The sequence below is a fragment of the Spirosoma flavus genome, assembly GCF_054778555.1.
The window spans coordinates 546,287-559,874 of record NZ_BAAGZL010000001.1 but is presented as its reverse complement, the minus strand read 5'-3'; the positions used below and the strand labels follow the sequence as shown (position 1 = coordinate 559,874).

Here is a 13,588-nt window from a genome sequence, read left to right as displayed (position 1 = left end):
CAACTCTCTTAAACCGTGCTCAAACTCAACCTCTTTGCCGCTACTCTTTCGCTTCTGCTCACTTTCGGGCAGTTGGGCGAAGTACGTGCGCAAGGGAAGAAGCCCGCTCCGCCCAAACCGGTAGCACTGGGGAGCGATGGGCATTTGGTGTACACGCCTGATGAATTGGGCAACCGCATTCTCGATTTTTCGTACTGCGGCTATCAGGCTGGCGAACAGGCTATTCCGAACGTAGCGATACAGGTTGTAGTGCCGTCACGTAAAGGAGATGCCACTCGCCGAATTCAGGCGGCCATCGACTACGTAGCATCGCTGCCGATGAATAAAGACGGTTTTCGGGGTGCGGTTCTGCTGGAAAAAGGGGTTCATGAAGTAGCAGGTAGCCTCACTATAACGGCTTCGGGCGTAGTGTTACGTGGTAGCGGTACGGGAGTAACTACCCTTCTCGGAACCGGCTTCAGTCGCGAAAACCTCATAACAATTGCGGGTAAAAATGACCGCCATTTATCGGCTTCTATCTCAATTTCAGACCGTTACGTCCCTGTTAATGCGACCAAAATCCGAGTTAGCAACGTAGCAGATTTTAAGGTTGGTGATTATGTTCAGGTTCGTCGTCCATCAACCAAAGAATGGATTCAGAAGCTGGGGACTGATACGTTCGGCGGAGGGCTTTCGGCACTAGGCTGGAAACCGGGACAACGTGACGTGTTCTGGGATCGGCAAATCACCGGCATCAATGGCACTGAAATCACACTGGATGCCCCCCTCACAACGGCGTTAGATTCTACTTACGGTGGCGGAACAATCGCCCGCTATACCTGGCCGGGACGTATCACGCATACCGGGATTGAAAATCTGCAACTTGCCTCGACATTCGATAAAACCAATCCTAAAGACGAAGACCATCGCTGGATGGCTATCGTTCTCGAAAACGTACAGGACGCTTGGGTTCGGCAGGTTATGTTTCGGCATTTTGCTGGTTCGGCTGTATTTGTTCAGGAGTCAGCTAAACGTATCACCATTGAAGATTGCCAGTCGCTGGAGCCGATTTCTGAAATTGGGGGCGAACGACGTAATACGTTCTTTGTCAAAGGGCAACAAGTTCTTTGTCAGAGACTCTACGCCGAATCGGGCATTCACGATTTTGCCGTTGGTTTTTGTAGTGCCGGACCAAATGCCTTTGTGCAGTGTGAGTCGCATCTTCCGTTCAGTTTCAGCGGTAGTATCGACAGTTGGGCGTCGGGCGTTTTGTTCGACGTAGTGAATGTGGATGGCAACGCGCTACGTTTCGCTAATCGCGGACAGGATGAGCAGGGCGCAGGCTGGAATGCGGCCAACAGTGTTTTCTGGCAATGTACTGCTTCCCGCATTGATTGTTATCACCCTCCAACAGCGCAAAACTGGGCGTTCGGTACGTGGGCGCAGTTTTCGGGAGATGGCTATTGGGATATGTCGAATGAGCACATCCGGCCCCGGAGCTTATATTATGCTCAATTAAAAGACCGTTTGGGTGAAAGTGTTACGTCCCGGACCATTCTGTTGCCGGTTGATTCGGAAGCGTCAAGTAGTCCGAGGATTGACGTAGCGGCTGCGCTTACGAAACAGGCCGTTAATCCAGCGCCGACGTTATACGATTTTATCACAGCCGCATCTCAACGCCAACCCATTCCTGCTACGTCGACAGCGAGGTCAATTGATGGTATCGGGCTTCCCAAAGAGCAACTTGTCAAAAAGGCAGAACCGATGCAGATTCAGCAGGGGAAACTGGTTCGCGGTAGTACGTTGCTGACTGGTCGGCGGCAGGAAATAACCTGGTGGAACGGCAGCGCACGGCCTCACGGAATAGCCGGAGCGAAACCACACATTACGCGCTACGTACCGGGGATGACGGGCCGAGGATTGACCGACGATCTGGACGTAATGACCGATTCGCTTAAGGCTGATAACGTACTGGCCATTGATCATAACTACGGTCTCTGGTACGATCGTCGGCGCGACGATCACGAACGGATTCGTCGGATGGATGGGGATGTCTGGCCACCGTTTTATGAGTTGCCGTTTGCCCGCAGTGGCAAAGAAACCGCCTGGGATGGCCTGAGCAAGTATGATTTAATCAAATACAATCACTGGTATTGGAATCGACTGAAACAATATGCCGATCTGGCTGACCAGAAAGGGCTTACGTTGATTCACGAAAATTATTTCCAGCACAACATTATCGAAGCCGGTGCGCATTACGCCGATTTCCCCTGGCGACCTGTCAACAACATCAATAACACGGGTTTTCCTGAACCTGTACCTTACGCGGGCGACAAACGGATTTTCATGGCCGAGCAGTTTTACGACGTATCGAATCCGGTTCGGCGGGCGCTGCATCGGGCCTACATTCAGCAGTGTCTGAATAATTTCGTGGGCAACACGGGCGTAATTCAACTCATTAGTGCTGAGTACACTGGCCCCTTGTCATTCGTGCAATTCTGGCTGGATACGATCAGTGAATGGGAAAAGGAAACCGGCAAAAAAGTGATTGTTGGCCTAAGCACAACAAAGGATGTTCAGGATGCAATTTTGGCCGATACCAAACGGGCCTCGGTTGTCAATCTGATCGACATTCGGTACTGGCATTATCAGGCTAACGGCACTACCTATGCGCCCGCCGGTGGTCAGAATCTGGCTCCACGCCAGCACGCCCGCCTGACTCCGCCGAAGAAAAGTTCGTTTGAGCAAGTGTATCGAGCCGTAAAAGAATATCGGCAGAAATTCCCGGAGAAGGCTGTTACGTATTCTGCCGACAGCTATGATTCAATGGGCTGGGCAGTACTGATGGCTGGAGGCTCCATGCCGAACGTACCACCTTTGTCCGACCCGCAATTTCTGGCCGATGCCACGCAAATGCAGCCGGTTGAGTTATCACAGAACTCTACCAGTCAATGGGCATTAGGTGTCGAAAAAACGGGCTATATTTTCTACAATGAATCATTGAATGCGGTTCAACTTGATTTGACGAAAGCGGCTGGTACGTTCACAGTGCATTACGTAAATCCGAAAACGGGGCAGATCACCAAGTTGAACGACGTAGTGAAAGGTGGCGGTGTCGTTAGTCTGAAGAAGCAGAGTGAAGGTGCTGAAGTGATTTGGGTTAAAAAAAGTAAAGGGTTATGAGAAGGTTTCGTTTTACCCCTAAATCCCCTAAAGGGGACTTGGCTTATGTATGGACAAAGTCCCCTTTAGGGGATTTAGGGGTATGGGTAATACTGCTTTTACTCTGCATCACCCAACTCCACGCCCAAGACACCGTTCGTTACGTCGGTACTACGTTGTCGAATGTCGATTATCACCACGGGCAACTAAGTCCGGCAGTGGGCGTACATAACATTCAGGTTTTTCGGGCGAATCGCGAACATCCAGAGTTAGCGGGTGGCTTGAATTGGACGTACAACCACGCGCCCATGCTGACGTATTGGAACAACACGTACTACGTTCAATTTTTGAGCAATCCGGTTGGTGAACACGTACCACCAGGTCAGACTCTACTTCTAACCTCGAAAGATGGCCAAAGCTGGTCGAAGCCGACGGTCGTTTTTCCGCCGTACAAAATTCCGGATGGGTGGAAAAAGGAAGGCCGACCAGAGGTAGCCAAGGATTTGTACGCGGTGATGCACCAGCGTATGGGTTTCTACGTAGCGAAAAACAAAAGGCTGCTGACGCTTGGGTTTTACGGCATCGTGATGGGACCGAAAGATGACCCCAATGACGGTAACGGCATCGGGCGGGTCGTTCGCGAGATCTATCCCGATGGCAAGTTTGGCCCGATCTACTTCATTCGAAACAATACGTCCTGGGATAAAACGAAGTCAGCGTATCCGTTCTATACGACGTCGAAAGACAAGGGATTTGTGGAAGCCTGCAACGAACTATTGGGCAACAATCTGATGATGCAGCAGTGGATTGAAGAAGCCGACCGGAACGATCCGCTGATTTCATTGAAGAAAGATGTTAAGGCGTTCAGCTATTACCATTTACCTGATAATCGGGTGGTTGGTCTCTGGAAGCACGCGCTCACGACGATTAGCAAAGACGATGGTAAAACCTGGCTTTACAACCCGCTTCGGGCGCCGGGATTTGTAAACAGCAATGCCAAAATCTGGGGTCAGCGAATGTCAGATGGGCAGTACGTTACGGTTTATAATCCGTCGGAATTTCGTTGGCCGTTAGCCTTGTCGACCAGCAAAGACGGACTGAATTACACGAATCTACTGCTGGTTAACGGCGAGATTACGTCCATGCGCTACGGTGGCGCTTACAAGTCTTACGGACCGCAATACGTTCGGGGCATCGAAGAAGGTAACGGCACACCTCCTGATGGCAATTTGTGGGTGACGTACAGTGTGAATAAGGAAGATATCTGGGTTTCCAAGATTCCGGTTCCCATCACCGACGAAGTCACTACGCACCCAAACGAAACCTTCGCTACGTTGCCCGCGGGTGAGGAATTGAAACGCTGGAATATCTACAGCCCAATCTACGCATCGGCCAAAATCGAATCGGTAGACGGAGTGAAATCACTGGTGCTACGTGATAAAGATCCCTTTGATTACGCCAAAGCTGAGCGCGTTATTCCAGATTCTAAAAAGCTGGCTGTTGAATTTTCGATAGCACCACAACAGACAAACAAAGGTACGTTACACATTGAGTTCCAGGATGCGAAAGGCGATCCAGCAGTACGTCTGATGTTCGACGCCGACAGTTTATTTAAAGCTAAAGTGGGTTATCGCGATTCGAACATTCAGAAATACGAAGCAGGAAAACAATACGAAGTACGTATCGAATTGGACCGCGACAAGCGCATGTTTACTACGTTCGTCAATGGTCAGTCTAAAGGGGCGCGGTTGTTTTTCGCGCCTGTGGCTTCATTCCGGCGGGTCGTTTTCCGAACGGGTAAGGTACGCCGTTTCCCGGATGCCGATACGCCCACGGACCAGAATTATGATCTACCAAAAGGTGGTGAACTGGAGCCTGAAGCCGTTTTCGTGATTAAGTCTTTCAAAACAAGCGCATTGCAGAATAGAGCTGAATAGTTTTTTGTCATGCTGGCGAAGGAATCGGACCGCCGAAGCGGCATCTTAAAGCCTCCTGACTTACAAATAAGGAAACCTTAAGATGCTTCCTTCGTCAGCATGATAAAAAAATCCTGATAATGAGATGGTCAATAAAATACACTATATAACCTTACTCGTCACGCTGGTTTTTTCCAGTGCTACGTTCGCTCAGTTAGCCAAATGGCAATCGGGGTTGGTAACGGATGAGTTTGTGGTTGAAAATCCGCCTTTCCCGGAAAGCCATGCAGCTACTATTGCTGAAACGCCAACCGGACTGGTTTCGGCCTGGTTTGGAGGCACCAAAGAACGAAATCCGGACGTGTGTATCTGGATCAGTCGACAAGAAAAGGGTAAGTGGCTGGCTCCGCAGAACGTAGCGAATGGCATCGTCAACGATACGTTGCGATACGCTTGCTGGAATCCTGTTTTATATCAGATTCCCAAAGGCGATTTGATGCTGTTTTACAAAGTTGGGCCAAGTCCGTCGAAGTGGTGGGGCTTACTGAAAACGTCGGCGGATGGAGGGCGTACATGGTCGGCGGCTAAGAAACTGCCCGATGGCTACATCGGTCCGGTCAAAAACAAACCGGTTTTACTCGCTAACGGAAATCTGGTTTGCCCTTCCAGCACGGAAGGTGATGGCTGGAAACTGCATTTCGAGATAACCTCTGATTTTGGCAAAACCTGGCGCAAAATCGGCCCGATCAACGACGGGAAATCGTTGAACGCCATTCAACCCAGCATTTTGTCTTACGGCAATGGTAAACTTCAGATTCTGGCACGTAGCAAAGATCGCGCTATTGAAGAGTCCTGGTCGACGGATAACGGCGAAACCTGGTCGCCATTGGCCAAAACAAACTTACCCAATAACAACTCCGGCACCGACGCAGTCACGCTGAAAGATGGTCGGCAGGTATTAGTGTATAACCACGTATTACCGCCGGGCGATTTGGCAAAAGGGCCTCGCACGCCATTGAATCTGGCAATTTCGAACGATGGGAAGGACTGGTCAGCCGCTATGATTCTGGAAGATTCACCCATTAGTCAGTATTCATATCCGTCTGTGATTCAGACAAGTGACGGAATGGTCCACGTGATTTATACGTGGCGTCGGCAGAAGATCAAACATGCGGTTATCGATCCGAAGAAACTGAAGTTAAAGCCAATTGAAAACGGTATCTGGCCGACATTGGATGGGTACTCTGCACCGATTGCCAAAGAGATTACGAAGGATTAAACTTTTTTGTCATTCCGACGAAGGAGGAATCCGCTCCGGCGGCCCGGTTAAAGTACCCTCACCTGAGTGTTAGGAAAGTTTAAGATTCCTCCTGCGTCGGAATGACAAAAGAGCTCAGACAGAGATTCGAAATAATGAGTCAATTTTTAACCATACAATTCCCCGGTAAACTGGTCTTCGGCAAAGGGTCGTTGGCGAAACTGGCTGATGAGATGATTCAGTTAGCGCCAAAGGGTGTGCTGCTGGTTACGATCAGTCCGTTGCTGGCTGCGCTGAAGAATCTAGTTGATACGTTGGAAACCAACGGAATACAGGTTCAGACTGATACCAGCATCGTGCAGGAGCCGTCGTTTGCCGACTTCACTACGTTGATGAAATCCGTAACGCCATTCAACCCCGACGTAGTGCTGGGCATTGGTGGCGGCAGCGTACTCGACGTAGCGAAACTTGTAGCCGCGCAACTCGAAAACGATCAGACGCTCACCGATATGCTGGGTATCGGCAACCTGAGCGGGCGTAGCAAAAAACTCATCTGCGTACCTGCTACGTCGGGAACGGGTAGTGAGGCATCGCCGAACGCCATTTTGGTCGATGATGCTGACAATCAGAAGAAAGGAATTATCAGCCCGTTTCTGGTGCCCGACATTGTATATGTTGACCCACTACTGACGATGAGCGTTCCACCATCGATTACAGCCGCTACCGGTATAGATGCGCTGACACATTGTCTGGAGGCTTACACTAACAAATTCGCTCAGCCTTTCATCGACATGTACGCATACGAAGGCATGCGCCTGATTGCCAACAACATCGTGCAGGCAGTACGTAACGGAGCAGATGAAAATGCTCGCTCGGAGGTGGCGATGGGAAGTTTGTTAGGTGGGTTCTGTTTGGGGCCGGTCAATACGGCAGGGGTTCATGCGCTGTCGTATCCGCTGGGGAGCATGTTCCATCTGGCACACGGACTTTCCAATGCGTTGCTGCTGCCGTATGTCATGGAATTTAACATTCCGGCAGCAACGTGTCGATACGCTCAGGTAGCCACGGCGCTTGGCTGCGAGCGGGGGCAGGATTGCGCTGAAACAGCCGCAAGGGGTGTACAGAAAATCAAGGAATTGATCCGGGAATGTGGTATACCGAAACGTTTACGCGACGTAGGGATTCCGAAAGACGCGATTCCGCAAATGGCTGACGATGCCCTGAAAATCACTCGTTTATTGAAGAATAATCCGCGGGAAATTACTCGTGATGATGCTATCGCTATTTATTCAGCCGCTTATTAGGCTATGACTATGAAAAAGAAATACCAGGGTGTTGTGGTTCCGCTGGTTACGCCACTGACCCAAACGTATCGATTGGATGTGGCGGCCGTTGAGAAAATCGTGTCTACCATTCAGGCCAGTGAAGCCATGCCGTTTGTTCTCGGGACAACCGGTGAAGCGACGTCACTCCCGATGTCGGTGAAAAAGGCTTACGTGAAAGAAGCCGCCCGACTAAAATCGGCTGGGCGGCAATCCACAGACACGGTTCTGTACGCAGGCATCTCCGCGAATTGTCTGGAGGAGTCGGCGGAGTTCGCGAATTACTGTTTCGATGCGGGTGTCGATGCGGTGGCGGCTACCCTTCCCTGTTATTACGCCTTGTCGGAAGACCAGATGAAGCGGTATTTCGAGCAGTTAGCCGATCAGCTAAATGGCCCGATGATCATCTACAATATCTTCGCTACAACCCGAATGTCGATTCCAATTTCTGTGATTGATGAGCTAAGCCATCACCCGAATATTGTTGGTGTCAAAGATTCAGAACGTAGCATGGATAGGCTGACGCAGTCGGTAGCGCTTTGGGCAAATCGGCCTGATTTCAGCCATTTTATGGGCTGGGCCGCCCGGTCAGCTCATGCTATACTGGCAGGTAGTGATGGTCTGGTGCCCAGCACCGGAAACCTGTTTCCAGGCATCTATCGCGACATGATGAAAGCGATTCAGACGGGTGACGAAGAAAAAGCTTTTTCCTGTCAGAATCAGTCGGATGTATTCGGTCATTTATACCAGTCGGGCCGAACGCTGGGCGAATCGTTATGGGCGCTGAAAGTGCTCATGCAGGAATATGGCCTCTGCGGAACAACCATGATGCCCCCTCTGCAACCCCAGTCTGTACAGGAAGAAAATAAACTAAAAACCGAACTTGCTGAATTACTGGCGAAGGAGGAAATACAAATTTAAGTTCACAGTTTTCAGTCTTCTGTTTTCAGTTAGTGAACTATGCGTCAGCCAACTGGAAACAGAAAACCGTAAACAGAAAACTGACTAATAATGAACAACGTAGAGAAACCAATCATCGGGATTACGATGGGTGATCCGGCCAGTATTGGTCCCGAAATAGCCGTGAAGGCACTATTGAATCCAATTATATACGAAATCTGCAATCCGGTTCTGGTAGGTGATGCGGGTGTGTTTGCGGATATTTCGAAACGATTGAACCTGAACGTAGCAATCCATCCTATCCACTCCATTCAAAACGCTACGTTCCAGTTCGGCACGATTGACGTGTATGACCTCGACAACGTAGCGCTTGACAATTTACAATTCGGTGAAATCTCAGCAATGGCGGGCGAAGCCGCGTTTGCATCCGTGAAAAAAGTCATCGATCTGGCGCTGGCTGACGAAATTGACGCCACTGTAACGGGGCCGATCAACAAAAAATCCATCAACGAAGCCGGTCATCATTTCGCCGGGCATACCGAAATCTACGCGCATTACACCAACACGAAGAAATACGGAATGCTACTGGTTGAGGATCAGCTAAAAGTGATTCACGTATCGACGCACGTATCGCTTCGGCAAGCCTGTGATCTGGTAAAAAAAGACCGTATCCTTGAAGTGATCGAATTACTGCATAACGGACTGATTTCATTAGGTGAAACGAATCTGAAAATTGGCGTAGCGGGCTTAAACCCACACGCTGGCGATTCGGGTCTGTTTGGTACGGAAGACGATGAAGAAATCGCACCCGCCGTGGCAGAAGCTAAACGACGTGGATTTGACGTAGAAGGCCCAGTTCCGGCTGATACGTTGTTCTCTAAAGCGGCTACGGGTTATTACGGTGGTGTCGTGGCCATGTATCACGATCAGGGCCACATTCCGTTTAAACTAACGGGTTTCAAATGGAACGCCGAAAAAAAGCAGATGGATAGTGTGAAAGGCGTTAACATCACGATGGGTTTACCGATTATCCGTACCTCCGTCGATCACGGAACCGCGTTTGAAATCGCCGGAAAAGGCGTAGCCAGCCCCGATGCGATGATTCTGGCCATCGAATCGGCAGTGCAGTTAGCGAGGAATAAAAAGAGCGAAAGAGCGAAAGAGCAAAAGAGCGACAAAAACTTGCGTCAGTATTCACTCTTTTAGTTTTTCGCACTTTCACTCTTTCACACTTTCGCTCTTTAATTATGATTGCTGTCATTGCGGATGATTTAACGGGAGCAGCGGAACTGGCAGGCATTGGCCGAACCTTTGGTTTGACGGTTGAGCTGGCGATGTCAGTTAACCCACAATCAACGGCGGATTTGCTCGTCATTGCCACCGATGCGCGGTCTGTTTCTGAGTCGGAAGCTGTGCAGGAAATGACCCAGGTGAGCGCTATGTTACGTACTATGAAGCCACAACTGATCTACAAAAAGACGGATTCGGTGCTACGTGGGTATGTAATTGCAGAAGTCAGCGCGCAACTGAACGTACTGAATTTAGACAAAGCACTCATTGTTCCGGCGAATCCTGCGTTGGGTAGAATGCTGATCGATGGTCATTATTACGTTCAGGGCGAACTGATTCACCAGACTAATTTTTCGCAAGATCCGGAGTTTCCGATAACCGAGTCGAACATACTGAAGCGGTTATCGGTAGACAACGTAGCGTTATCGGTTCTGCCTCCCACAACGACCTCGCTTCAGCCGGGCATTATTATTGGGGAGGCCGGAACGCAGGGCGATCTAAAAACATGGGCCGGACGTATCGATGAGCAGACGTTGCCGGGCGGGGGTGCGGGTTTCTTTGAAGCAATTCTTAGCACACACTACGTTCCCAAACGCGAACCAAGTCCAGAAATCACCTTGGGCAACCGCAGGTTTTATGTGTGTGGAACAGCCTTTGAACGTAGCGCGGAACTGGTGAAAAAGGCGGCTTTGGTCGCAAATTGTGTCTGCTACATGCCCGATAATCTGGCGCAGTCCGTTGATCAGGAAGACGATGAACTAACCAATTGGGCCGACCAAATCGTTACGTATTTTGAGCGACATGAACAGGTAATTATTGCGATAGACGCGAATACTACCGGACAGGCGGTCCAGCTACGAAGCGCCATGGCAAAAACCGTGAAGCAGGTGCTTGATCAGATTTCCGTAGATGAATTAATTATCGAAGGCGGCTCAACGGCGTCGGCGGTGCTACGTGAAATTGGCGTTACGCAACTTGCTCCGACACATGAACTGGCAACTGGTGTGGTTCGAAGTCTGGCTATCGGCCACGAGCCATTATACATTACGATGAAACCCGGAAGCTATCGCTGGCCTACGGAATTATGGACATTTTGATTAATTCCTAAACCGAATGTCGATCCCAACCCTTAGCCTAATTGATTACCTTATAATCGTTGCGGTGCTGATTATCAACCTGTATTTCGGGTTGCGGTACGCGAAAAATCAACGTACCACCGAAACGTATTTTGCCGCCAGAGGTCGGGTGCCCGCCTGGGCAATTGGTATGTCGCTTCTGGCTACGCTAATCAGCAGCGTTACATTCCTGGGCTATCCAAGTGAGGGCTATTCCTCGAACTGGCTGCTGCTGGTACAGGGGTTAATGGTGCCAATTATTTTGCTAGGTACCATTTGGTTCATTGTGCCATTGTATCGCAAAGTTATTGGCCTCAGTACGTATGAATATTTCGAGAAGCGCTTCGGTTCGTTTGCTCGTTATTATAGCTCTATCGCTTTTGTACTCAGGCAGTTCTCATCGATGGGAACGGTTTTCTTTCTGCTGTCTGTAGCGCTGACGAATATGACTGGCGCTGATACGTTCTACATCATCATCGTGGTTGGGCTGATTATCATTACGGTCAATTTACTGGGGGGTATTGAAGCGGTCATCTGGCTGGATGTTTTTCAGGGGTTTATGCTATTTGCCAGCGGACTTCTCTGCGTAATGGTCATTCTTTTTTCTGTCAACGGCGGTTTTTCCGAGGTCATTCATACGGCTTCGGAGAATGGGCGAACCGGTTTTGGGCCTTATGATCTGAATTTTACGAAGCTCACATTTGTCGTGATGGTCATTAACGGCATGTTCTACGCCATCCAGAAATACGGCACTGACCAGACCGTTGTCCAGCGCTATCTGACTGCCAAAACCGACAGAGCGGCTATCAAAGCGTCGATTCTGGGCATTTCGCTAACCGTGCCGGTTTGGGCGCTGTTTATGTTTATCGGAACCGCGCTGTTTGTCTACTATAAGCAGAATCCCCTCCCCCAAAATCTGCGACCGGATGCGGTTTTCCCGTATTTCATCATGACGAAATTTCCGACGGGCGTGGTTGGGTTCATTCTCGCAGCTATGATTTCGGCGGCTATTTGCAGCCTCAGTGCGGATTTGAATTCACTGGCGGCTGTTGGACTGGAAGATTTCTATAAAAAAGCCCGTCCGGCACGTACCGATAAAGAATATCTGACGGTCAGTAAAACGATTGTTATCATCTCCGGCCTCATTGCAATTGGGATTGGCGCCATTTACTTGCAAGCTGGTAATGAGGGCGTTTTGGGTATTGTCTTTACATTATACGCCATCTTTTCGGGTGGTATTGTCGGGATTTTCCTGCTGGGCATTTTCAGTGCGCGGGCTAATTGGCAGGGGGTAAATATTGCCATTGTTACGTGTATTCTGTTCACGGCTTATGCCTTCCTGACCTCTACCAAAATCGGCTACGGCGACAATAAACGGCTTTTATTAGACCTTGGTAATTACAATTTCACGCATCATAAACTGATGTTGGGCGTATACAGCCATCTGGTTGTTATTGGCGTTGGCTACGTAGCAAGTCTCTTCTTTCCAAAACCAAAGCTGGATCAAAACCTTTTGTACAGCGGCTGGCGCAAGAAATCTCTGTCATCTGACGCAGATGAAGATTCGACAGATTCCACGACGGCTGCACAGCTTAAACTCTCAGCCACAAGCCCAAAATAAACGTTTTTGTCATGCTGAGGCATCCTTGCCTGCAAGTAATGATACGTTAAAATGCTTCCTGCCGCACCGGCGGACCGGTCAGCATGACAAAAACGCCATACAACTCAACTACGTATGCAACTCTCTCGTCGACAATTCATTACGTCTAGTTCGCTCATGGCCGCCGGATTATGCTTGCCCGACGCATGGGCCTGGGCAAAACCTTCTGAAAAACAAACCTATAAAATTGCTGTAGTCGATTTAATGATTCTGAAGCGGCAGAAATTGGGTGCTTTTCAGCTCACCAAAGACATTGGTGCCGACGGTCTGGAAGTCGATATGGGCGGATTGGGCCAGCGTGATACGTTTGATAATCAACTGGCTAATCCCGAAATACGGCAGCAGTTTCTGGATAAAGCGAAGGAACTCAATCTGGAAATCTGTTCGCTGGCCATGTCGGGTTTCTACGCGCAGTCGTTTGCGACTCGACCAACGTATCAGCGCATGATTCAGGATTGCTTCGACACGATGAAGGCGATGAATGTCAACGTAGCGTTTCTGCCGCTGGGCACACAGGGCGACTTGGTAAAAAATCCCGAACTGCGACCGGTCATTGTCGAGCGATTGAAAGTGGTTGGTAAGATGGCGAAGAAAGCAGGCGTTGTGGTCGGTATCGAAACGTCGTTGGACGCTGCGGGGGAAGTAAAACTCTTGGATGAAATTGGCTCAAAAAACATCCAGATTTACTTCAATTTCTCTAATCCACTCAAAGCCGGACGCGATTTGCACGATGAGTTACGCATTCTGGGCAAAAAGCGAATTTGCCAGATTCACTGCACCGACGAAGATGGCGTGTGGCTTCAGAACAACACCCGGCTTGACCTGAAAAAAGTAAAACAAACGCTGGATGATATGGGCTGGAAAGGCTGGCTGGTCGTCGAACGCTCGCGCGATGCGGCCGATCCACGTAACGTCAAGAAGAATTTTGGTGCCAACACTACGTATCTAAAATCCATTTTTCAGGCGGGTTAAGGCCAGATTGGAGA

At 49.7% G+C, this 13,588-nt stretch carries 9 protein-coding genes; all 9 read left to right on the top strand.

The annotated features are described in order from the left end of the window. The first annotated feature begins 15 nt into the window (after positions 1-15). The 9 genes from ACYVF1_RS02145 to ACYVF1_RS02105 all read left to right on the top strand — a co-directional run bounded on the left by ACYVF1_RS02145 (position 16) and on the right by ACYVF1_RS02105 (position 13,574). Entirely contained in the window at positions 16-3,162 is a 3,147-nt protein-coding gene (locus ACYVF1_RS02145; RefSeq protein WP_461075144.1) for a DUF6298 domain-containing protein, read from the top strand. Next, complete coding sequence (locus ACYVF1_RS02140; RefSeq protein WP_461075142.1) at positions 3,159-5,078, top strand: exo-alpha-sialidase; 1,920 nt, start codon at positions 3,159-3,161, stop codon at positions 5,076-5,078. The genes ACYVF1_RS02145 and ACYVF1_RS02140 overlap by 4 nt, the downstream gene beginning before the upstream one ends. A 124-nt stretch (positions 5,079-5,202) precedes the next feature. After that, entirely contained in the window at positions 5,203-6,336 is a 1,134-nt protein-coding gene (locus ACYVF1_RS02135) for a sialidase family protein (protein ID WP_461075140.1), read from the top strand. A gap of 134 nt (positions 6,337-6,470) precedes the next feature. After that, positions 6,471-7,619: an iron-containing alcohol dehydrogenase gene (locus tag ACYVF1_RS02130; RefSeq protein ID WP_461075138.1), complete on the top strand. Its 1,149-nt coding sequence runs from the start codon at positions 6,471-6,473 to the stop codon at positions 7,617-7,619. A 9-nt stretch (positions 7,620-7,628) separates the two neighbouring features. Further along, a complete protein-coding gene (locus ACYVF1_RS02125; RefSeq protein ID WP_461075136.1) occupies positions 7,629-8,558 on the top strand; it encodes a dihydrodipicolinate synthase family protein in 930 nt (309 codons plus the stop codon). A 90-nt stretch (positions 8,559-8,648) separates the two neighbouring features. Continuing rightward, positions 8,649-9,743, top strand: a complete 1,095-nt coding sequence (gene pdxA, locus ACYVF1_RS02120; RefSeq protein ID WP_461075134.1) for a 4-hydroxythreonine-4-phosphate dehydrogenase PdxA — start codon at positions 8,649-8,651, stop codon at positions 9,741-9,743. A 41-nt stretch (positions 9,744-9,784) separates the two neighbouring features. Then, the gene (locus ACYVF1_RS02115) at positions 9,785-10,924 is read left to right on the top strand and encodes a four-carbon acid sugar kinase family protein (RefSeq protein ID WP_461075132.1); all 1,140 of its coding nucleotides are present in this window, start codon (positions 9,785-9,787) and stop codon (positions 10,922-10,924) included. Between the two features lie 16 nt (positions 10,925-10,940). Beyond that, complete coding sequence (locus tag ACYVF1_RS02110) at positions 10,941-12,563, top strand: sodium:solute symporter family protein (RefSeq protein WP_461075130.1); 1,623 nt, start codon at positions 10,941-10,943, stop codon at positions 12,561-12,563. 114 nt (positions 12,564-12,677) lie between these two features. After that, positions 12,678-13,574 carry a sugar phosphate isomerase/epimerase family protein gene (locus ACYVF1_RS02105; protein WP_461075128.1) on the top strand — a complete coding sequence of 299 codons (897 nt, stop codon included), beginning with the start codon at positions 12,678-12,680 and terminating at the stop codon, positions 13,572-13,574. Positions 13,575-13,588 lie beyond the last annotated feature (14 nt).

Bases quoted from the DNA above. Each gene is read 5' to 3' on its own strand.
- pdxA (WP_461075134.1), top strand. From the start codon at position 8,649: ATGAACAACGTAGAGAAACCAATCATCGGGATTACGATGGGTGATCCG.
- ACYVF1_RS02135 (WP_461075140.1), top strand. From the start codon at position 5,203: ATGGTCAATAAAATACACTATATAACCTTACTCGTCACGCTGGTTTTT.
- ACYVF1_RS02105 (WP_461075128.1), top strand. From the start codon at position 12,678: ATGCAACTCTCTCGTCGACAATTCATTACGTCTAGTTCGCTCATGGCC.
- ACYVF1_RS02125 (WP_461075136.1), top strand. From the start codon at position 7,629: ATGAAAAAGAAATACCAGGGTGTTGTGGTTCCGCTGGTTACGCCACTG.
- ACYVF1_RS02140 (WP_461075142.1), top strand. From the start codon at position 3,159: ATGAGAAGGTTTCGTTTTACCCCTAAATCCCCTAAAGGGGACTTGGCT.
- ACYVF1_RS02130 (WP_461075138.1), top strand. From the start codon at position 6,471: ATGAGTCAATTTTTAACCATACAATTCCCCGGTAAACTGGTCTTCGGC.
- ACYVF1_RS02115 (WP_461075132.1), top strand. From the start codon at position 9,785: ATGATTGCTGTCATTGCGGATGATTTAACGGGAGCAGCGGAACTGGCA.
- ACYVF1_RS02110 (WP_461075130.1), top strand. From the start codon at position 10,941: ATGTCGATCCCAACCCTTAGCCTAATTGATTACCTTATAATCGTTGCG.